General features: G+C 70.9%; 19 protein-coding genes, 1 tRNA gene and 1 pseudogene. 12 read left to right on the top strand and 9 right to left on the bottom strand.

The window, feature by feature from the left end; all coding sequences use genetic code 11:
- Positions 1-193: 193 nt before the first annotated feature.
- Positions 194-571 carry an NADH-quinone oxidoreductase subunit A gene (gene ndhC / locus DKT68_RS21450; protein ID WP_109819197.1) on the bottom strand — a complete coding sequence of 126 codons (378 nt, stop codon included), beginning with the start codon at positions 569-571 and terminating at the stop codon, positions 194-196.
- A 129-nt stretch (positions 572-700) separates the two neighbouring features.
- Between ndhC and DKT68_RS21445 the strand changes: the two genes are divergently transcribed.
- From DKT68_RS21445 to DKT68_RS21435, 3 genes are all read left to right on the top strand, one after another.
- Positions 701-2,155, top strand: coding sequence for a hypothetical protein (locus tag DKT68_RS21445; RefSeq protein ID WP_109819196.1), 1,455 nt, complete (start codon positions 701-703; stop codon positions 2,153-2,155).
- 486 nt (positions 2,156-2,641) lie between these two features.
- Positions 2,642-4,489, top strand: a complete 1,848-nt coding sequence (locus DKT68_RS21440; protein WP_109819195.1) for a 2-oxoacid:acceptor oxidoreductase subunit alpha — start codon at positions 2,642-2,644, stop codon at positions 4,487-4,489.
- Positions 4,482-5,516: a 2-oxoacid:ferredoxin oxidoreductase subunit beta gene (locus tag DKT68_RS21435; protein ID WP_109819194.1), complete on the top strand. Its 1,035-nt coding sequence runs from the start codon at positions 4,482-4,484 to the stop codon at positions 5,514-5,516. Before DKT68_RS21440 ends, DKT68_RS21435 begins: the two co-directional genes overlap by 8 nt.
- 54 nt (positions 5,517-5,570) lie before the next feature.
- Here the strand turns inward: DKT68_RS21435 and DKT68_RS21430 are convergent, their stop codons facing one another.
- Positions 5,571-6,215: an FMN-dependent NADH-azoreductase gene (locus DKT68_RS21430; protein ID WP_236647014.1), complete on the bottom strand. Its 645-nt coding sequence runs from the start codon at positions 6,213-6,215 to the stop codon at positions 5,571-5,573.
- Positions 6,216-6,296: 81 nt separating this feature from the next.
- On the opposite strand from DKT68_RS21430, the gene DKT68_RS21425 reads away from it, so the two are divergent.
- Positions 6,297-6,785, top strand: a complete 489-nt coding sequence (locus DKT68_RS21425) for a MarR family winged helix-turn-helix transcriptional regulator (RefSeq protein WP_109819192.1) — start codon at positions 6,297-6,299, stop codon at positions 6,783-6,785.
- A gap of 22 nt (positions 6,786-6,807) precedes the next feature.
- Here DKT68_RS21425 and DKT68_RS21420 read toward each other — a convergent pair whose 3' ends face one another.
- Positions 6,808-7,821 carry a potassium channel family protein gene (locus DKT68_RS21420; protein WP_109819191.1) on the bottom strand — a complete coding sequence of 338 codons (1,014 nt, stop codon included), beginning with the start codon at positions 7,819-7,821 and terminating at the stop codon, positions 6,808-6,810.
- Positions 7,822-8,176: 355 nt separating this feature from the next.
- On the opposite strand from DKT68_RS21420, the pseudogene DKT68_RS32565 reads away from it, so the two are divergent.
- The 3 genes and pseudogenes from DKT68_RS32565 (at position 8,177) to DKT68_RS21405 (ending at position 10,515) form a co-directional block, all read left to right on the top strand.
- Positions 8,177-8,814 (top strand): annotated as a pseudogene (locus DKT68_RS32565) (helix-turn-helix domain-containing protein).
- Positions 8,811-9,410 (top strand): ClpP family protease, encoded by a 600-nt coding sequence (locus DKT68_RS21410; RefSeq protein WP_109819190.1) that lies wholly within the window; start codon positions 8,811-8,813, stop codon positions 9,408-9,410. Before DKT68_RS32565 ends, DKT68_RS21410 begins: the two are co-directional and overlap by 4 nt.
- Before the next feature lie 343 nt (positions 9,411-9,753).
- Positions 9,754-10,515, top strand: coding sequence for a hypothetical protein (locus DKT68_RS21405; RefSeq protein ID WP_109819189.1), 762 nt, complete (start codon positions 9,754-9,756; stop codon positions 10,513-10,515).
- A 237-nt stretch (positions 10,516-10,752) separates the two neighbouring features.
- On the opposite strand, the gene DKT68_RS21395 is transcribed toward DKT68_RS21405, so the two are convergent.
- Positions 10,753-10,828, bottom strand: a tRNA-Arg gene (locus DKT68_RS21395).
- Positions 10,829-11,002: 174 nt separating this feature from the next.
- Positions 11,003-11,746, bottom strand: coding sequence for an SDR family oxidoreductase (locus tag DKT68_RS21390; protein ID WP_109819188.1), 744 nt, complete (start codon positions 11,744-11,746; stop codon positions 11,003-11,005).
- Positions 11,747-11,856: 110 nt separating this feature from the next.
- On the opposite strand from DKT68_RS21390, the gene DKT68_RS21385 reads away from it, so the two are divergent.
- The 3 genes from DKT68_RS21385 (at position 11,857) to DKT68_RS21380 (ending at position 14,125) form a co-directional block, all read left to right on the top strand.
- Positions 11,857-12,441 carry a TetR/AcrR family transcriptional regulator gene (locus tag DKT68_RS21385; RefSeq protein WP_201749134.1) on the top strand — a complete coding sequence of 195 codons (585 nt, stop codon included), beginning with the start codon at positions 11,857-11,859 and terminating at the stop codon, positions 12,439-12,441.
- A 49-nt stretch (positions 12,442-12,490) separates the two neighbouring features.
- Positions 12,491-12,625 carry a hypothetical protein gene (locus tag DKT68_RS32455; RefSeq protein ID WP_269089867.1) on the top strand — a complete coding sequence of 45 codons (135 nt, stop codon included), beginning with the start codon at positions 12,491-12,493 and terminating at the stop codon, positions 12,623-12,625.
- A 306-nt stretch (positions 12,626-12,931) separates the two neighbouring features.
- Positions 12,932-14,125: a PP2C family protein-serine/threonine phosphatase gene (locus DKT68_RS21380; RefSeq protein ID WP_109819186.1), complete on the top strand. Its 1,194-nt coding sequence runs from the start codon at positions 12,932-12,934 to the stop codon at positions 14,123-14,125.
- A gap of 69 nt (positions 14,126-14,194) precedes the next feature.
- On the opposite strand, the gene DKT68_RS21375 is transcribed toward DKT68_RS21380, so the two are convergent.
- From DKT68_RS21375 to DKT68_RS21360, 4 genes are all read right to left on the bottom strand, one after another.
- On the bottom strand, positions 14,195-14,542 hold the full coding sequence (locus DKT68_RS21375; protein WP_236647013.1) for an STAS domain-containing protein: 348 nt from the start codon (positions 14,540-14,542) through the stop codon (positions 14,195-14,197).
- A complete protein-coding gene (locus DKT68_RS21370) occupies positions 14,539-15,003 on the bottom strand; it encodes an ATP-binding protein (RefSeq protein ID WP_109819184.1) in 465 nt (154 codons plus the stop codon). Before DKT68_RS21370 ends, DKT68_RS21375 begins: the two co-directional genes overlap by 4 nt.
- Positions 15,004-15,223: 220 nt before the next feature.
- Positions 15,224-16,387, bottom strand: coding sequence for a carboxylate-amine ligase (locus tag DKT68_RS21365; protein ID WP_407940775.1), 1,164 nt, complete (start codon positions 16,385-16,387; stop codon positions 15,224-15,226).
- A 66-nt stretch (positions 16,388-16,453) separates the two neighbouring features.
- Positions 16,454-17,839, bottom strand: a complete 1,386-nt coding sequence (locus tag DKT68_RS21360; protein WP_109819182.1) for a M20/M25/M40 family metallo-hydrolase — start codon at positions 17,837-17,839, stop codon at positions 16,454-16,456.
- Positions 17,840-18,585: 746 nt separating this feature from the next.
- Between DKT68_RS21360 and DKT68_RS21355 the strand changes: the two genes are divergently transcribed.
- Entirely contained in the window at positions 18,586-19,299 is a 714-nt protein-coding gene (locus tag DKT68_RS21355) for a SigB/SigF/SigG family RNA polymerase sigma factor (RefSeq protein WP_236647016.1), read from the top strand.
- Between the two features lie 197 nt (positions 19,300-19,496).
- Positions 19,497-19,612: glutamine synthetase (locus tag DKT68_RS32120; RefSeq protein WP_236647015.1), on the top strand; the 116-nt coding region annotated here is incomplete at its 3' end.

Raw genomic sequence — 19,612 nt, 5'->3', positions numbered from 1 at the left:
GACCGCCGTCGCGCCCAAGGCAAAACCGACCGCGAGATCAAACGCTGCCTCAAACGCTACGTCGCCCGCGAAATCTACCGACGCCTGGAAACCCCACCCCAACCACTTGACGCGGCATAGGAGCGTCCGGTCGTCGGGACACCCGGCCGCGAACGGACGGGCGGACCGGCACGATCGCCGGAGGCCGGGGCGGTCAGGTCCAGCGCAGGATGTTCCTACGCCAGGCATAGAGGATGCCGAGCGCGAGCACCGCCACGAACACCGCCATCTCCACCACCGTGACCAGGCCGAAGCCGGGCCGGTCGAAGACCACCGCCCAGGGGAACAGGAAGACCGCCTCGACCGCGAAGAGCACGTACAGGTAGGCGTAGACGTAGTAGCGGATCTGCATCTGCGCCCAGTCCGCGCCGACAGGGTCGAGCCCGCACTCGTAGCTGGTCCGCTTGCCGTGCGGATCGGCTGGACGGGCAGGACGTAACACCCGGTTGGCCGAGAACGCCGTAACAAAGAACAGGACGCTGGCGAGCAGCAGGAGACCGAGCGTCGCGTACGAGCCCAGGTAACCGGTCACGTCCGGGAGCCTACCGTCCGCGCCGAACGGTCGTCCCGAACACGTTACGGATTCGTTTCCGACTGGGACTAGTGCTCCAAGGCAACTGTTACCGAATACTGGACCCCCACCCACGTCAGCGGAGGACAAATGTCCAGCGTGCACCTATCGCCCGGCCCCCGGGCGGCCAGGCGGCGTCCCACGCCTCTGCTGGCGGTCTCGCTCGCGCTCGGCCTGCTCGCGGCGCTCGCCGTGGCACCGGCCTGGGCCGGCGCGGCGACGCCGGACGCCAGCCCGGTCGCCGCGGCGACCGACCCGATGGCCGACCCGGAGCCGGGACCGGAGACGACCCCGGCGGAGGAGCCCACCCCGACCGAAGAGCCGGGCGGGGACCCGCTGCCGACCGAGCCGGCCCCGGAGACCACCGCGCCGCCGCCGGAGACGACCCCACCGGCCCCGCAGACCACCGCGCCGGAGGTGCCGCCGGCACCGACCACCACCGCGCCCGTGCCCGGCAGCACCACCCGGCCGCCCACGGCCGGTCCACCGGCGCCCACGATGCCGCCGGTGCCCCCGGTACGCCCGCCGGCGCCGGGTCCGGACGCGCCGCCGCCAAACCCGCTCGGCGTCCAGGTCACCACCGAGGACGTCACCCTCACCGGGGCGTACTGGAACGCGGCCAGCACCGCCGCCACCCTGCGGGTGACGGTGACCAACACCGGCACCACCGCTCAGCGGATCCGGCTCTCCTACACCCTGCCCGCCGGGCTCACCGACGCTGGAACGAGAGGCTGCGCCGCCACGGGTGGCGGCGCGTACCGCTGCGGGGCCTGGACGGCCCAGGCGGGCGCCCGGTTCAGCAGCCTGCTCCGGCTGCGGGTCTCCGGCGCCGCCTGGAAGCGGATGCCACTGAGCGGCTCCGTGCGGGTCCTGGCGACCGCTCCGGGAGTGGCGGGCGAGGCGGCGGACGACCAGGGCTTCGCGGTGCTCTTCCCGCCGGGCCCGCCGGTGCCCGGAATCTCGTTGGCCGCCGACGAGGTGAGCTTCGACATCAGCGGCGCGGCGAGCACCCTCGCGGTCCGGCTGGGCAACACCGGCACCGTGGACGCGGTCGGCCGGGTCGAGGTGGTCCTGCCGGCCGGGGTGAGCGTGCCGACCCCACCGGCCGGCTGCGTGGCGGTCGACCAGACCCGCACCCGCTGCGACGCGGGCGCGGTGCCGGCGGGCAGGACCGCCGAGCTGCGGCTTCCGGTGGAGGCGACCGCGCAGGCCCAGCGGGAGGCGCCGCTGTCCGGCGCGGTGATCGGCCAGCTCGACCCGCGCAGCGGCCCGACCCGCCAGGTGCAGATGAGCTTCCGGATCACCGCGGCGGCCGCTCTGGCCACCCCGGTCGTCTCGCCGCCCGCTCCCACCGGCTCGCAGGGTGTGCTCGCCGCCGGAGGCGCCGCCGACGACGGCGGGATGACCTCGGTGCACCGCACCGCCGTCCTCCTGATCGCGGTGTCGGCGCTGTTGGTGGTGCTGGCCCTCACGCTGGCCACCACCTCGCTGCGTCGCCGGCTCAGCGACGCCGGGTCCGAACCGACCACGGTCCCGACCGACTGACCGCCCGCCGCGCGTGCCGGCTGGTCCTCAGCCGGCTGGGCAATGATCGACTCGGTATCCCCGCCAGCGCGGTGTCCGGAATACCGCGACGTCACCGCACCGAGTCGATCACCACGATGACTCGATCCCGGGCCGTGCGCGGGGTCACCGGCGCGACCTCGACGGTGATCTGGATTACGGCGTGCTGGGCGAAACGCCGTAATACCAGGCAATTCTCCGCCTAATCCGGTCCCACTCGGCGGACCTCCGGGGAGGGTCGGGGGTCCGTTCGACGTAGGCTCTCAGGTGAGGAACGACAGCGGACCGGACCAGCCCCGGAGCGGTGCGGTGCAGCGTTGCGTCAAGGAGGTCCCGTGGCCGGGCAAGGCGAGGTCACCATCATGTTCAGCCGCCCGCGCCACCGCGCGCAGCGAAGCGAGGTGCAGGCGTGAGCGCGAGGAGTGAGCCGGTTTTGCGAGCCCCGCAGTCGCGAACGAAGGTGGCACAGTGACCAAGCAGATCCGTCAACTCGACCGGGTGGTCATCCGGTTCGCCGGTGACTCCGGCGACGGCATGCAGCTGACCGGCGACCGGTTCACGTCGGAGACGGCGCAGCTCGGCAACGACATCTCCACACTGCCCAACTTCCCCGCCGAGATCCGGGCCCCTGCCGGCACGCTGCCCGGGGTGTCGAGCTTCCAGGTGCACTTCGCGGACTACGACATCCTCACCCCGGGCGACGCGCCCAACGTGCTGGTCGCGATGAACCCGGCGGCGCTCAAGGCCAACCTCGCCGACCTGCCACGCGGCGCGGACATCATCGTCAACACCGACGAGTTCACCAAGCGCAACCTGGCGAAGGTCGGCTACCAGGCCAGCCCGCTGGACGACGACTCGCTCGCCGGGTACGTCGTGCACCCGGTGGCGCTGACCTCGATGACGGTCGGCGCGCTGGCGGAGCTCCAGGTGTCCAAGAAGGACGCCGAGCGGTCGAAGAACATGTTCGCCCTCGGCCTGCTCTCCTGGATGTACTCCCGTCCGTACGAGTCGACGCTGCGCTTCCTGGAGCGCAAGTTCGCCGCCCGCCCGGAGCTGGTCGCGGCGAATGTGGCCGCCTTCCGGGCCGGCTGGAACTTCGGCGAGACCACCGAGGACTTCGCGGTCCGCTACGAGGTCAAGCCGGCGAAGATGAAGCCGGGCACCTACCGCAACATCACCGGCAACGCGGCACTCTCGCTGGGCCTGGTCGCCGCCGGGGTCCGCTCCGGGCTGCCGGTCTTCCTCGGCGCGTACCCGATCACGCCGGCATCGGACATCCTGCACGAGCTGAGCAAGCACAAGCGCTTCGGCGTGCTCACCATGCAGGCGGAGGACGAGATCGCCGCGGTCGGCGCCGCGCTGGGCGCGTCGTACGGCGGCTCGCTCGGTGTCACCACGACCAGTGGTCCGGGTGTGGCGCTCAAGAGCGAGACGATCTCCCTCGCGGTGGCGCTGGAGCTGCCGCTGGTGATCGTGGACGTGCAGCGCGCCGGCCCGTCGACCGGCATGCCCACCAAGACCGAGCAGGCCGACCTCAACATGGCGCTCTACGGCCGGCACGGCGAGGCGCCGATCGCCGTGATCGCGCCCCGGTCGCCGTCGGACTGCTTCTTCGCCGCGATCGAGGCAGCTCGGATCGCGCTCACCTACCGCACCCCGGTGATCCTGCTGTCCGACAACTACGTCGCGAACGGCTCGGAGCCGTGGCTGCTGCCCGACGTGGAGTCGCTGCCCGACCTGCGGGTGGAGTTCGCCAGCGAGCCCAACGGCGAGGACGGCACGACCTTCCTGCCCTACCTGCGCGACCCGGAGACCCTGGCCCGGCCGTGGGCGATCCCGGGCACGGCGGGGCTGGAACACCGGATCGGCGGCCTGGAGAAGGCCGACAAGACCGGCGACATCTCCTACGACCCGGCCAACCACGACTTCATGGTCCGCACCCGCGCGGCCCGGATCGAGACCATCCCCGTTCCGGACCTCGAGGTGGAGGACCCGGACGGCGACGCCCGCGTGCTGGTGCTCGGCTGGGGCTCGACGTACGGGCCGATCGGCGCCGCGTGCCGAGCGCTGCGTCAGCGTGGCCTGTCCATCGCCCAGGCGCACCTGCGGCACCTGGCCCCGATGCCGGCCAACGTGGCTGAGGTGCTGCGCTCGTACGACCGGGTGGTCATCCCGGAGATGAACCTGGGGCAGCTCGCCCACGTCATCCGGGCCCGCTACCTGGTCGACGCGATCAGCTACAACCAGGTCCGCGGCCTGCCGTTCACGGCCTCGGAGCTGGAGACGACGCTGGAAGAGGTGCTGAAGAATGTCTGAGCCCGTCGCCCTCAAGCTCACCGCCAAGGACTTCAAGTCCGACCAGGAGGTGCGCTGGTGCCCCGGCTGCGGCGACTACGCGATCCTGGCGGCCATTCAGCAGTTCATGCCGGAGCTGAACATCCCCCGGGAGCGGACCGTCTTCGTCTCCGGGATCGGCTGCTCGTCCCGCTTCCCGTACTACATGAACACGTACGGGATGCACTCGATCCACGGCCGCGCTCCGGCGATCGCGACCGGCCTGTCGGTGTCCCGGCCGGACCTGTCGGTCTGGGTCGTCACCGGTGACGGTGACGCGCTCTCCATCGGCGGCAACCACCTGATCCACGCGCTGCGGCGCAACGTCAACCTCAAGATCCTGCTGTTCAACAACCGGATCTACGGGCTGACCAAGGGGCAGTATTCCCCGACGTCCGAGGTCGGGAAGGTCACCAAGTCGACCCCGGCCGGCTCCGCGGACGCCCCGTTCAACCCGCTGTCCCTCGCCCTCGGCGCGGAGGCCAGCTTCGTGGGCCGGACGATCGACTCCGACCGCAAGCACCTCCAGTCGGTGCTGCGGGCCGCCGCCGAGCACGAGGGCTCGGCGTTCGTGGAGATCTACCAGAACTGCAACATCTTCAACGACGGGGCGTTCGACCAGCTCAAGGACCCGACCACCCGGGACGACTACCTGATCCGCCTGGAGCACGGGCAGCCGATCACCTTCGGCGCCGAGGGGCGGTTCTGCGTGGTGCACCCGCCGGGCGGGTTCGGTCTGGAGGTCCGGGAGACCAGCTCGGTCCGCCCGGAGGAGATCGTCGTGCACGACGCGACGGTGGCCGACCCGGCGTACGCCTTCGCGCTGTCCCGGCTGCCCGGTCTGGACCTGCGCAACACCCCGATCGGGGTGTTCCGCTCGGTGGACCGGCCGTCCTACGACAGCGTGGTGCAGAGCCAGCTCGCCGCCGCCAAGGCGAAGGTCACCGAGACCCCGGAGCAGCAGCTCGCCGGCCTTTTGGGCAGCGGCGACACGTGGACGATCATCTGACCCGTACGACCTGACGAGAGCGGCCGCCCCGACGGGACGGCCGCTCTCGTCGTGTCAGCGCTGGGCGGACGCCGGCAGCCAGAGGTTGTCGATCTCCTTCTCTGCCGCCGCGAGGCTCGCCTCGTGCAGCGGGATCAGCTCGGCCATCGCCGGGACCGAGGGGGCGAGCGTCAGCTCGACGCTGATGAAGCGCGGCTCCATGCCGGTCAGCGAGAGGCCGTGCGGGAGCCAGGGCTCGGCATGGTCCCAGCCGTTGCGAGGGGCGCCCTCGCCGTAGCCGCCACCCCGGGTGGCGATCACGACGAGCTCGCGCCCGCCGAGCAGGCCCTCCTGGGCGGCCGGGTCGAAGGCCAGGCCGGGCACGATCAGGTGGTCGACCCAGGCCTTGACGCTGCTGGGCGCGCCGTAGTTGTAGAGCGGCAGCCCCAGCAGCACCACGTCGGCCTGCTTCACCTCGTGGACCAACCGCTCGCTGAGCTCCCATGATTCGCGCTGCGCAGGGGTGTGCTGGTCGGTCGGCGTCATCCGGGCCAGGCCACCCGCCGCGTCCAGGTGCGGCAGCGGCTCGGCGCCCAGGTCCCGGTAGGTCACCGTGCCGTCCGGGTGGGCCGAACGCCAGACGGCGACAGCGCGGGCGGTGAGACGCCGGCTGACGGACCACTCGCCGCGGATGCTCGAATCGATATGCAGTAGATGCATCATTCCCCCTCCAGAGACCATTTGTGAAGCACCAACCATTTATAGCAGGTCGACGTTCCACAGCTCGGTAGACTGGGTCACATGTCCGCCGCGCCGCTCGACTCCTCGGAGCACCGCTCCGGCCCGCTGCTGGACCATCTGGCGCGACGGATGCGGCTGCGGTCCGAGTCGGTCCTGACGCCGCTGGGTCTGCGGCCGCGGCATCTGGTCGCGCTCACCGTGCTGCGGGACGGCGGCGGGACGAGCCAGCAGGCGCTCGCCAGCACCCTGTCCATGGACAGCACCAACATCGTCGGGCTGCTCAACGACCTCGAGTCGATGCAGCTGATCGAGCGGCGCCGTTCGCCCGAGGATCGACGCCGACACGTCGTCGAACTCACCGATGACGGGGCAAAACGCCTCAACGAGGCCGAGTGCGCCCTCGCCAGCGCCGAGAACGAGGTGCTCGGGGTTCTGGAGCCCGACGAGCGGGAGAAGCTCTACCTACTGCTCCGGCGGGCCGCAACCGGCACGACGGTCACGTGCGAAGCCATGATCTTCGAGGACTCGGCTCCCGCCGACAACCGCTGACGCCGCCGCTGCGGCGCGCGACTCAGACCGTCGAGGCGGACTGGGGTCGGTCGTCGCGGACGTGCACCAGCATGTCGCCGGTCTCGATCACCGCGCCGGCCCGGTCTGCCAGGGTGACCACCTTGCCCCGCCGGACCAGTGCGATCACCAGCGATTCCAGCTCACGCGGCGAGCGACCCACCTCGTCCCGCTCCGCGGAGCGCATCGCCAGCGCCATGCCCTGACCCGGGGTGAGCAGGTCCTCCACCACGTCGATCAGCGGTGGCGCCGACGTGGACAGGCCCAGCAACCGGCCTGCGGTGGCCGAGGAGACGATCACGTGGTGCGCGCCGCTCTGCTTGAGCAGCGGGGCGTTCTCCGCCTCGCGGGCCGCCGCGATGATGCGGACCTGCCCTGCGGTGAGCTGTCGTACCGTCAGGGCCACCAGCACCGAGGCGTCGTCGCTGTCGGTCGCGATGATCACTGCCTTGGCGTTGCGGACGTGCGCCTCGTTCAGCACCGACGAGCGGGTCGCCGAGCCCTCGATCGCCACCAGCCCGGCGGAGGTGGCCTGCCGCAGGGCGGCGGCGCTGCGCTCCACCACCACGATTCGCGACCGGTCGAGACCGTTCTCCATCAGGGCGCTGACCGCGCTGCGGCCCTTGGTGCCGTAGCCGCAGATGATGACGTGGTCCTTCACGGTTCTCCTCCACCGCGACAGGCGACGGCCGGTCCGGTACTGCTCGGTCAGGACTTCCAGGGTGGTGCCGACCAGGATGATCAGGAAGAGCACTCGGGCGGGCGTGACGAAGAGGACGTTGACCAGCCGGGCCGACGGCGCGGCCGGCGTGATGTCGCCGTAGCCGGTGGTGGAGAGCGACACGACCGCGTAGTAGAAGCAGTCGAGCAGGGTGAGGCCGTCCTCGTTGACATCGCGGTAGCCGTCCCGGCCCACGTAGACCGCGGCGACCACAGCGAAGACCAGGCCCAGTGCGGCAGCGAGCCGTAGGCTCAGCGCGCTCAGCGGACCCCGGCGCTGCGCGGGAAAATGGATCACCGTCGAACCTGCTCCGCCGCCATCGCCTGCACGCCCACAACATAGCGGGTACGTCGTCAACCGCACGTCCGGGTGGTCGGACGGGCAACCGGGCGCGCCCGCCGAGCAGACCACCGGGACGCCCCGGTGCGGACCATGCTGCTGCGGCGGCTGACCGACGAGCGACGCCTGCGCTGATCCCGGGTCCGGCTCGGGGCCCCGCTGCCCGAACGGACACCTGGCACACCCACCTGCGCCGATGAGGCCTCGGGCCCACGCCGGCGTCTCGGCGCGGGCCCGTACCGGTCGGCCAGCACGGCCGGCAACAGGCATGATGGGGGTGTTCCCGGACGACGACCGCGAGAGTGAGGCCCGCATGTCGTTGCTGCGACGAGTGATCGGCGGTGTGCTGCGCCGCCATCGTCAGCGTCAGGGCCGCACGCTGCGCGAGGTGGCCCAGTCGGCCGGTGTCTCCGTGCCCTACCTGTCGGAGGTGGAGCGGGGGCGCAAGGAAGCCTCCTCGGAGGTGCTCGCGGCGATCTGCCGGGCGCTCGGCATCAGCCTCTCCGACCTGCTCGGGGAGGCTCGCGACGACATGCGCCGGGTCGAGCCCCGCCTCCCGGCCGCGCCACGGGCGATGCTGACCCGACTCGAGCGGGTCGAGGTGACCCGCCACGACACCGGCAACGCCACCCTGCTGGTGGGGCCGCGTACCGGCGGGCTGGTCCTGCACCGGGAGCCGGCGGAGAGCGGGTCGGTCCTGTGCGTCGGCACGATCGCCACCGCCGGGGGCTCGCGCCCCGGTCCGCGTACCGCCGCTCTGTCCGGTGGCCCTCAGGCCCAACTGGGCGCGCGGGCCCTGACCGCCGCGTAGGCCGCGCCGGTTCTGCCGACGGCGAATCTGCCGCCGGCAGAATCCCTGGGCCCGGCGCCCCCGCGGACGCACGCTGGAGGGGCCGGTCCACCGGGCGGTCCCGCCGCCCACCGGCACGGTGGGAAGGCGGCGGCGAATGATCGGGTACGGCGTGCGGATGCTGGACGGCGGGCAGCCGTCCTTCGGTGACCAGGTGTTCGAGCGGCTGTTGCGGGAGCGGATCGTCTTCCTCGGCACCGAGGTGACCGAGGAGTCGGCCAACCAGATCTGCGCGCAGATCCTGCTGCTCGCCGCCGAGGACGCCGAACGGGACATCTACCTCTACATCAACTCGCCGGGCGGCTCGGTGAGCGCGGGGATGGCGGTCTACGACACGATGCGCTACGTCCGCAACGACGTGGCCACGCTGGCGCTGGGGTTCGCCGGCTCGATGGGGCAGTTCCTGCTGTGCGCCGGCGCCGCCGGCAAGCGGTACGCGTTGCCCCACTCGCGGATCATGATGCACCAGCCGTCCGGCGGGATGGGCGGCACCGCCGCGGACATCACCATCCAGGCGGAGAACATGCTGCACGTCAAGCGGACCATGCAGGAGCTGATCGCCCAGCACAGTGGACGGACGCTCGACGAGATCCAGCGGGACTGGGACCGGGACCGCTGGTTCACGGCCGAGCAGGCCCGGGAGTACGGCCTGGTCGACCAGGTGCTCGTCCGCGCCGAGCAACTACCGGCGGTCTGACCCGCGGCGGCGGCCGGCGATGGTCCCGCCGGCCGCCGTCGCGACCACTCACCCGTCGCAGGTCACCGCAGGTCGACGTATGGCTCCCCCGAGACTGCGACTGACCCGGACCGACGCCGGACGCGACCCCCTCGATCCGCGTCCGAGCAGGCACGGGAAGGCCTGTGGTGGCGGCCCCCGATAAGTCGGAGCCTATTCCCGCCGGTGGGAATCGGCTCGGCTTGCGACGCGCAGCGCATTTCGCCAGATTCTCGTTACAGAGATGGCCGCGAATGTGCAGGGCCTCCCCGGCGAGCGCCGTGCCCAGGAAACGGGGTAGCGGCCGTTCGTTAGGGTCTCGTCTATGCGTCGACTGATCCCTACCATTTCGATCGCCCTCGCCGTCGCCCTCGTGGCCGGCTGTGGCCCCAGCTCCGGCGACACCGCCGCGGCCCCGTCCGCCCCGGCAACGTCCAAAGCCGACCCGGTCACCACGATCCGGCAGGCCATGGACCGCAGCCTCGCCGGCACGGTCACCATGGACGCCTCGGTCAAGGCCGGCAACCAGTCGATCACCCTCAGCGGGAAGATGGACCCCGCCTCGAAGGCGATCCAGGTCACCGGCAACGCACCGGAGCCGATGGAGGCTCGGCTGATCGGCGACGCCGCCTACATCAAGTCGGATTCGCTCGAGGGCGAGAAGCCGTGGATGAAGATCGACCTCAGCAAGCTCAGGCCGGGCAGCTCGCTGCGCCAGTCCTTCGACCTCAAGGCGCAGACGGGCATCATCGGTGGCGTCGTGTCCGCCCAGGAGGTGGGCGAAGGCCGCTACAGCGGCACCGCCGACCTGGGCAAGGCGGCCGAGGCCGCCAGCACCGACGGCGGCATGCGCGAGGGCATCGAGTCGTCCGCGAAGCTGGCGAAGGACCCGAAGGCCATCCCGTTCGAGGCGACCGTCGACGGGGAGGGGCGCCTCACCGCGCTGTCGTACACGATCGCCACGAAGACCCTGGGTGACCTGGTCACCGACATGCGGATGAGCGGCTTCGGCGACAAGGTCTCGGTGACCGCGCCGCCCGCCAACGAGACCGAGAGCGCGTCCGAGGAGATGTACAAGTTTCTCTGAGCGGCCGGTAGGCCGACCCAGGGCGGCCCGTCCCGACCTCGCCGTGAGCGTGGGCTGTGGTTTTCTCCGCAGCCCACGCTTTTGATTGGTGACACGGGCAATTCAGCGCACTCACGTGTTGCCCGAGGATCACGAGGGCGGGAAGGAGAAGTCGCGAACTCGGGGACTCATACGAGGTCCGCTACCCGCGCATGCCCGACGAGGACGACCCGAACTACGCCGATCAAGGCGTTGACCTGGTGCCCCCGGCAGGATTCGAACCTGCGACACACGGTTTAGGAAACCGATGCTCTATCCCCTGAGCTACGAGGGCGCGAGCGGTCAGTGTAACGACCTGCGGTTAACCCGCGTTGGGAGGGAGTGACCCACGTTGACCTGCGTTGACCGGGCGACCCCCCGACCGACGACCACACGCCGACCTCCGGCTGGGCGATAGCGCCGGCGCCGACTAGTCCGACCTCCATGGCTCCTGTCCCTTTCTGCGTGATCAGGCGGCGTAGCCGCCGTCGACGTTGATCGTGGCTCCGGTGATGTAGGCCGCGTCCAGGCCGGCAAGGTAGGTGACGAGGCTGCCGACCTCGGCGGTGGTGCCGTAGCGGGCGGCGGCGATGTATGGGCGGGTGATCTCGGCGAACGGGCCGTCGGCCGGGTTCATGTCAGTGTCGACCGGGCCCGGCTGCACGGTGTTCACGGTGATGCCCCGGCCGCTGACCTCCCGGGCGAGCGCCCGTGTCAAGCCGGCGACACCGGCCTTGGTCAAGGCGTAGACGCTGCCGCCGCCGAAGTGGATTCGGTCGGCGTTGATGCTGCCGATCGTGATGATGCGACCACCGTCGCCGAGGTAGCGGAGCGCCTCCTGGCTGGCGACGAAGACACCGGTGAGGTTGACGGCGAGGGTGCGGTCGTAGTCGGCGTCGGTGACTGTGTCGATGGCGCCGACACCACCGACGCCGGCGTTGTTGACAAGGATGTCGAGGCGACCGAACCGCCTGACGATCTCCGTGATCCCAGCACGCACAGCCGCCCGGTCCGCGGCGTCGGCCCGCACCGCTACCGCCGTGCCGCCGGCCTCACCGATGGATTTCGCGACCAACTCGGCCTGCTCGGCGGAGGAGTTGTAGGTGATCGCCACCGTCGCGCCCGCCGCCGCAAGCCGTCGTGCGATGCCCTCGCCAATGCCGCGCGAGCCACCGGTGATGATCGCGACCTTACCGGTCAGTGTCTGAACCATCGCGCTTACCTCCATCATTTTTTGAGTGCTCGTTCAATATGTCACGCGAGGTCGACGATGGCAAGTGATATATTGAATGGGCAGTCAAAAAGTGGGGGGTCACCATGGTCATGGGCAGGCCACGCGAGTTCGACGTCGAACGCGTCCTGGAGTCGGCGCTGCACGTCTTCTGGACCAAGGGCTACGAGGGCGCCACCATGGCCGACCTGTCGGCCGCCACCAACCTCAAAGCCGGCAGCATCTATGCCGCCTTCGGCTCCAAGTCAGGCCTGTTCAAACAGGTCGTCGACCACTACAGCACCACAATCTTCGGCTACGGGACCGCAGCGCTGGAGGCCGACACCGCCCGGGAAGTCGTGCGACGCTGGCTACTCGGAGCGGCCGACGCCACCACCGGACCGGACACCCCACCCGGCTGCCTCCTGGTCCACGGCGCACTCGCAACCGGGGATACCGCCGCCGAAGCCAAGGCAGATCTCTGCGCCCGCCGCCACACGGCAGAGGCGACGCTCACCCAACGGTTCACCCGCGCCCGCGACTCCGGTGACCTACCGCCAACCGTCGATCCCCGGGACGCGGCGGCGTACGTCATCACCCTCTCCCAGGGCCTCGCGGTCCAAGCCGCCTCCGGCGCCAGCCGCACGGACCTACGACGCCTGGCCGAACTCGCCCTGCGCAAGCTCCCCTGGGAATAGCCATCGCGAGGCACCGATCACCACGCCGACGGAGGACGCCGCACGCGCGGTGAGTCGAGAGGCGTTCGTTCGCGAGGGCGTCGACCTGGCCACCGCCTACGCCAACCAGGTGGTGGTCATCAAACGCGACGCGGACGGCCGCGCGGTCAGTTCCGCCTCCGCCCCGTGGTTACCGGCCGGATGATCGAACAGGCCGCCCTGCGGCCGGACGTCCGCGTGTGGCGTCAAGCACCGCATTTCCTACTCTGCAACGCGTTTGGCTGTCGAGCGCAGCGCCAGGTTCTTCGACACCCCTACTCGGCGCGATAGCCGTCCGCATGAACGACGCGCCCCTCCCTCCCGGTGGCAACAGCAACGGCGCGAGCGCGCGACCGGGCGGCGGCGTGCATCGGCGAGGTCGCCGTTGCGCACCGGTGCAGGATGGGTGGAGCACCCGCGTACTCTGACCGGTCGGGCGGGCCCGCGCGGGCAGGGGCGAAGGTCGGTGGGGATGGGCGAGCGGGACGCACTGCGAGGTCTGCTGCGGCAGTCGCACCACGCCCTGCCTGAGGACCTGCCGGGGATGGCACGGTGGGCCGCCCGGCAGCTCGGCGCCGACGACATCGTTCTCTACCTGGTCGACCATGAGCAGCGTCAGCTGCTTCCCCTGCCCGGTCCGGACACACCGCGCCGGGACTCGCTGACCATCGAGGGAACCCTGGCCGGCCGGGCGTTCAGCATGCTGCGCCCCTTCGGCGGGCCCGTGGACGACGGTGCGCGGTTGTGGTTGCCACTGCTCAACGGTCTGGAGCGCATGGGCGTCGCGGAGGTGGTCACCTCGGCTGCCGTGCCCGACTCCGCTGTGGCGGCGTTCGAGGCGGTCGCTTCCCTGCTCGCTGAGTTGGTAATCACGCGGTCGCACTACAGCGACACGATCGAGCAGGTCCGCCGTCGGGCGCCGATGCGCCTGCCAGCCGAGATGCTGCGCGCCCAACTCCCACCGCTCACCTTCTCCACGGGCAACATGATCATCAGTGGGATCCTGGAGCCCTGCTACGACGTGGGTGGCGACGCCTTCGACTATGCCGTCAACGGCGACATTGCCCACCTCGCCCTGTTCGACGCCGTCGGGCACGGCTCCGGTGGCGGGATGCGCGCCGTGATGCTCGCCAGCCTGGCCCTGGCCGCATATCGCAACGCCCGCCGGGGCGGGTTCGACCTGATCGAGACGTACCACCACATCGACAACGCGGTGCGTGACCACGACCGGCGCGGACTGATCACCGGGGTGTTGGCCGAACTCGACCAACGCACCGGCCGGCTGCGGGTCATCTCTGCCGGACACCCGGGCGGGTTGGTGCTCCGCCACGGCAGGGTTGTCACCGTCCTGCCCACTCCCACCGCCCTGCCGGTGGCCCTCGGTGACCGGCGCCCTCCGGTGGTGGTCGAGGAAGCCCTGGAACCCGGCGACGACGTGCTCTTCTACACCGACGGCATCATCGAGGCCCGGTCGGCCGACGGGGAACGGTTCGGCACCGAGCGGCTGGTCGACTTCACCGTCCGGGCCCTGGCCGACGGGCTTGCGCTGCCCGAGACCGCCCGGCGTCTCGTCCACGCGATCCTCGCGTACCAGGACGACCAGCTCCAGGACGACGCCACCGTACTCATGGTCCGCTTCCTCGAGCCCAGGACAGGCCGGGCCTGACCGCCCCACGGTCCCAGCATCGCGACGGCTGCCCGTCAGCCCTCGCGACGAGACCCCGGCCTCGCGCGTTCAGATCGCGGCGGGTGGCGGATCCGCCACCCCGCCGAACATCTGCATGATGCCGGTCATGTCGAGGACCCGGCGAACCTGGCCAGCGGCGTTGACCAGGATAAAGTCCACTCCCCGGTCGGCCGCGTGGTGGTGCGCGCCGACCAGGGTGCTGAGCACGGTGGAGTCGATGAAGGTCAACCCCGCCAGGTCCACCTCCACCGTCCCGGCCTGGGCGATCGTCTCGTGCAGCAGGTCGTCGAGCCGGTCGGCGCCCGACATGTCGATCTCACCGGACAGCGCCACGACACGGCGAGCGGCACCGACGTCGACACGCCATTGCCAGGTCTGCTCTGTGGCCACTGTCACCGTCCCTCGTTCATGGTCGATCGGGCCGGCAGCCGCGCCGTCACCGAGGCGGTCGTACCCTGACCGGAGTTGTCGATCATCAGTCCTTCGGTGAGCTGCTGCGCCAGCCACAGTCCCCGGTGGCCGACCTCCCCCGGCGACGGCAGGGCGACGTCCACCTCACCCAGCCCAGGCCCGTTGTCTCTGACCTGGCAGGTCAGCAGGTCAAAGTTCTGCCACAGACGCACCTCGCCGCTGCCCCCGCCATGGCGCACCACGTTGGTGACCAACTCGTGCACCGCCAACACGAAGTCCTCCAGCCCGTGGCCCACAAGACCTGCCGAACGGGCTGCCGCGGCGACCGCGTGTCGCAGCGGGGTCACCCGCGCAGCGGTGATCTCTTCCGACAACAACGCCGCTTCGTCGGCGCCACGAGCGGTGCGCCACCCGGCACCCACGTCGTCCGTCCCGCCGCTGGCCATGGTCGGACGCTACACGCCGCCGACCCGCCGCGCCCGGGCACCGGCGGCCGACGGCCGCCTCGGACCGCCGGTCACGAACAGCAACATCACGGCCGCCCGGCCGGGATGCGAAGAGGTGCGACAAGCAGGAGTACGGGCTACCAGGACCGAGCCGGGGACGGGGGTTCTCGCTCTGGCGGGCGGCCGGCAGCGCAAGGGCCAGGGAACCTGGACACTGCCGTCAGGTCTGCGCGTAGGGCGTGTTCTCCTCCGTCTGGTGGGCCAGGACGGCGAGCAGGGCCCGGACGTCACCGGTCTGTCGGTGCAGTCGACGCTGCCGCGTCGCGCCGTTTCCCTGCTCACGCACGCGGGCCAGCCCGGCGGTGACGAACTCCAGGTCACCGTGGCGCCGCAGCGCCGCCTCGACCAACCCGAGCAGGTCTGTCACCAGCTCCCACGCCGGTCGGGTCTTCCCGCTGCGCAGGTCGACCAGCGTGCCGTCGAGGCCCTCCTTGGCGGCGTGCCAGTGGGCGGCGGACACCAGGCTGTCGGGCACTTGCGGTGCCAGCCCTCCGGCGTTGATGTCGTCGATCGCCGTGGCCACCATCGCCCGGACGAGTCCGGCCACCAGCACCGTGTCGTCGACCGTGAGGCACACGTCCCCGACCCGCACCTCGACGGTGGGATAGCGCGCTGACGGGCGGGCGTACCAGTAGGTCATTCCCTCGTCGAGCATCACTCCGGATTCGATGAGCGTGGCCACTGTTCGGTCGTAGGCGGCGGCGCCGTCGAAGTAGGGTGTCGGGCCGAGGCTGGGCCAGCGGAGGAGTTGCATGCTGCGCCAGCTGGCGTAGCCGGTGTCCGATCCTTCGTGCAGCGGCGAGTTGGCGGCCAGGGCCTGCACCGCGGGCAGCCAGAGACGTAGGTGGTTGCAGACCTGCACCGCGAGTTCCCGGTCGGGAACGCCGACGTGCACGTGGCAACCGCAGACGGCCGGGTCGTGGACGAGCGGCCCGTACCGCCGGCTCATCGTCAGGTACCGGGGGTCCGGAGGTACGCCGCGGTTCGGATCGCCCATGGGGGTGGCGCCAACCGCGACGAGGCGGGCGCCGACGGCGGCACTGGCTGCCGACGCGGCACGTCGCAGCCCGGTCAATTGACCGGCGAGTTCCCCAAGAGTGCCGCAGACCGGACTGACCATCTCGATCATGCTGGCCCGCAGCTCCTGACGGCTGTTTACCCGCGCTTCCGCTGGTAGGGCCGCGATGACCTCGTCGGCGAGGGCAACCGTGTCTCCGGTGTCGGGGTTGAGCAGCAGGAACTCCTCCTCCACGCCGAGAGTCGGAATGCCCAGAGGGTCAGCGACCCTGGATCGCCGGTACTGGGGTAGAGGTGTGGTGGTCACGGGGAGTCCTCCTGCCTTCCGCGCCTGCCGGCGCGGGGGATGGTTCGGTTTCCGCGGGGCGGTCGGCTAAACCCCGTCCAGGCGGGCCAGGCGCGGCCACAGGTGGGCCAGGGTGGCAGCGCCGTTGAGCAGCACGTCGACGCTGACCCGCTCGTCGCTGTCGTGCCACCGGTCGCTGGGCAGACCGGTGCCGAAGAACAGCACCGGAGCCCCCAGGGTGCGGGTGAGGAGTTCCGCCGGCCCACCGCCGGCGTTGCCCATCCGCCCCGGCGCCTGCCCGAAGCCCTCCTCCATCGCGGCGGCGAGAGCGTCGAGGCCGGGGAAGTCCCCGGGGGTGCGGTAGGGCTCCTGCGCGGTCTCCTCGGAGATCGTCAGGTCGTACTCGACGGTGTCGTCGATGGTCTGGGCGACCCAGCGGCGGAGTTGCTCGGCGACGTCGGCGATCTTCTGGTCCGGAACGGTGCGGATGCTGATCTCCGCGCGGGCCTCCGCTGGCACGGCACCGCGGGACACCCCCTCCGGGTCACCGGCCACCACCGTGATCACCTCGGCGGCGGGCCGCGCCCAGAGCCGCTCCAGGACCGTGTAGCCGTCTTCCCCGCCGATACCGCGGGTCTCCGATCGGGCGAGCCAGTCCTCCTCGCTGAACGGCAGCGCCGCGTACGCCTCGCGGGTGTCGGCTGTGGGTTCTGCCACGTCGTCGTAGAAGCCGGGCAGGGTGATGCGGCCCTTGTCGTCGTGCAGTTCGGCGAGCACCTTGGCGAGCTGCACGACCGGGTTCGGCGCCACCCCGGACACTGTTCCGCTGTGTATGTCGCGCAGCGGGCCGTAGACGGTCAGCTCGGCGCTGATCATTCCCCGCAGGCTGGTGCAGACCGCCGGGTGGTCCGCCCGCCAGAGCAGCGTGTCGGAGAAGACGACGACGTCGGCGTCGAGGCGGTCGCGATGTTCCTCGATCAGCTCGGCCAGATGCGGCGACCCGACCTCCTCCTCACCCTCGACGAGGAGCTTCAGGTTCACGGCGGGGGCGTCGCGGCCGGTGGTCGCCAGATGAGCCCGCAGTCCCCACACGTGGCTGAGGACCTGCCCCTTGGCGTCGGAGCCACCTCGCCCGTAGAGGTGACCGTCGCGCAGCGCCGGTTCGAACGGTGGCGTCTCCTCCCACTGCTCGTCCTTGGCGGCCCGCACGTCGTGGTGGCTGTAGACCAGCACGGTCGGCGCGTCGGGCGCCTGGCACCACTCGGCGTAGACGGCCGGCGCCTCCTCCACGCCCCAGACCTCCACCACCGGGAAGCCGGTGTCCCGCAAGGTGCCGGCCAACCAGTTCGCGGAACGGGTCAGGTCGACAACGTGCTCGGGTACCCCCGCGACGGACCGCAGCCGCATCCAGCCGGTCAACTCGGTGACGAGATCCGCCCGGCGGGATGCGAGGTAGTCGTGAACCTGGGTCATGGCGGTCCTCTCGGTGTCGGTGCCCCCGGTCAGCTGGCTGGGGCGACGATCGGCAGACGAACCGGGCGGCCGGTCTCACCCGATCACCCGCGGTTGGGCGCATGTGCCCCCGCCGGACGGTGGCAAACCACTTCGAATCGCTCCCGTGCGGAACGGCGTCCTCGGGTGTGCGGCGGCTGGGCGGGGGGTACGTCCTCGACGGGTCAAGACAGGTGCCCTCAGGTGGCACGGTGCGTGCGGTACATGCTCGCCGTGACCGGCACCCAGCAACTCGCCGTGACGCAGACACGTCGACCCGCGCCGGCCCAGACGCGCTAGCGGTCCGCCGTCCCACGGCTCGACTGGCAGAACCGCGCCACCCGCTCTACGCTTCTCCCGGGTCAAGCCACGTGCCCGACGCATTCCCGCACCCGGGAGGTCCGCACGTGCGCATCGACGACCCACACTCCCCAGGCGTCACGAGGCTGCCACGCCTCGACCCTGGCACCTTCCGATCGCTGCCCGCCCGCCGGGAGCCGCCCGTCGATCGAGCCCGCGGTGTGCCCGACGACACCGACGACCGTCCAGGGCCGGCATCCGTCGCGGGCACCCCGGTCACCCCATCCCACCAGCGGCCCTCGGGGCGACACACCACAACAACACAGCGGAGGAACGCTATGAGCACCGTCATCACGGATCGACCGGCGTACGCCCCCGCTGACCGCGTCACCTTTGCCGGGTCGCCAGCCAACGACCTGCTCAACGCCATGGTCGCGCTGCCGGTCGACCATCCGGCACGGGCGGCAGCCCGAACCCGGGCCATCGAGGCCTGGCTGCCGCTGGCCAACCACCTGGCCAGGCGCTACAGCGGCCGCGGCGAACCGAACGACGACCTGGTGCAGACCGCCGCGCTGGGTCTGATCAAGGCGATCGACAGGTTCGACCCGTCACGCGGGGTGGACTTCGCCGGCTACGCGATCCCCACCATCGTGGGAGAGCTCAAGCGGCACTTCCGGGACCGTACGTGGGACATCCGTGTTCCCCGGCGCCTGCAGGAGCGTCGGATGGCCATCTCCGAGGCCAACAGCACCCTGACCCAGACGCTCGGCCGGTCACCGACCGTCGCGGACATCGCCGCTCACCTGACCCTGACCGAGGAAGACGTCATCGAGGGACTGGAAGGCGCCCGCGCCTACAACGCGGTCTCCCTCTCCACCCCGGTCGGCGACGGCACCCGCTCCCTCGATCTGGGCGACACGCTCGGCATCGAGGACAACGACATGGCTCTCGCCGAGCTGCGAGTCGCTCTCGGACGGGCACTGGGCAGCCTCGACGAGCGTGAACAGAAGATCGTCACCTTGCGCTTCTACGGCAACCTCACCCAACAGGAGATCGCCGAACAGGTCGGCGTCTCACAGATGCACGTCTCCCGGCTGCTGACCCGCGCCCTGGGGAAGCTACGGGTGCACCTGGCCGCCTGACAGACGGCGGCCGGGGCCGGTCGTCCGTTCGGTTCGGCGGGCGGCCGGTAGTGGGGCACCGACCTGGATTTTTCGCGTACCGTGAGTGACGGGGCCAATGCAGCGGCTTCGGGCACGTCCGCCTGCCGGACAGCGACCAAGGGACCGACGGGGCTGCCGCGAGGCCGGGGGACGCTGGTCGAGCGGCAGGAGGACGTGTGTTCGCCAATCCCGAGGAACTGCTGCGATACCTCAAGAACGAGGACGTGAAGTTCGTCGACGTACGTTTCTGTGACCTGCCCGGCGTGATGCAGCACTTCAACCTGCCGGTCGA

Origin of the sequence: Micromonospora acroterricola (genome assembly GCF_003172955.1) — a bacterium.
Taxonomy (GTDB): domain Bacteria; phylum Actinomycetota; class Actinomycetes; order Mycobacteriales; family Micromonosporaceae; genus Micromonospora; species Micromonospora acroterricola.
This window is presented reverse-complemented; position numbering and strand designations above follow the sequence as displayed.

Excerpts from the sequence above, each read along its gene's own strand:
- DKT68_RS21445 (WP_109819196.1), top strand. The coding sequence starts at position 701 with ATGTCCAGCGTGCACCTATCGCCCGGCCCCCGGGCGGCCAGGCGGCGT.
- DKT68_RS21435 (WP_109819194.1), top strand. The coding sequence starts at position 4,482 with ATGTCTGAGCCCGTCGCCCTCAAGCTCACCGCCAAGGACTTCAAGTCC.
- DKT68_RS21430 (WP_236647014.1), bottom strand. The coding sequence starts at position 6,215 with ATGCATCTACTGCATATCGATTCGAGCATCCGCGGCGAGTGGTCCGTC.
- DKT68_RS21425 (WP_109819192.1), top strand. The coding sequence starts at position 6,297 with ATGTCCGCCGCGCCGCTCGACTCCTCGGAGCACCGCTCCGGCCCGCTG.
- DKT68_RS21410 (WP_109819190.1), top strand. The coding sequence starts at position 8,811 with ATGATCGGGTACGGCGTGCGGATGCTGGACGGCGGGCAGCCGTCCTTC.
- DKT68_RS21405 (WP_109819189.1), top strand. The coding sequence starts at position 9,754 with ATGCGTCGACTGATCCCTACCATTTCGATCGCCCTCGCCGTCGCCCTC.
- DKT68_RS21390 (WP_109819188.1), bottom strand. The coding sequence starts at position 11,746 with ATGGTTCAGACACTGACCGGTAAGGTCGCGATCATCACCGGTGGCTCG.
- DKT68_RS21385 (WP_201749134.1), top strand. The coding sequence starts at position 11,857 with ATGGGCAGGCCACGCGAGTTCGACGTCGAACGCGTCCTGGAGTCGGCG.
- DKT68_RS21380 (WP_109819186.1), top strand. The coding sequence starts at position 12,932 with ATGGGCGAGCGGGACGCACTGCGAGGTCTGCTGCGGCAGTCGCACCAC.
- DKT68_RS21370 (WP_109819184.1), bottom strand. The coding sequence starts at position 15,003 with ATGGCCAGCGGCGGGACGGACGACGTGGGTGCCGGGTGGCGCACCGCT.
- DKT68_RS21360 (WP_109819182.1), bottom strand. The coding sequence starts at position 17,839 with ATGACCCAGGTTCACGACTACCTCGCATCCCGCCGGGCGGATCTCGTC.
- DKT68_RS21355 (WP_236647016.1), top strand. The coding sequence starts at position 18,586 with ATGGTCGCGCTGCCGGTCGACCATCCGGCACGGGCGGCAGCCCGAACC.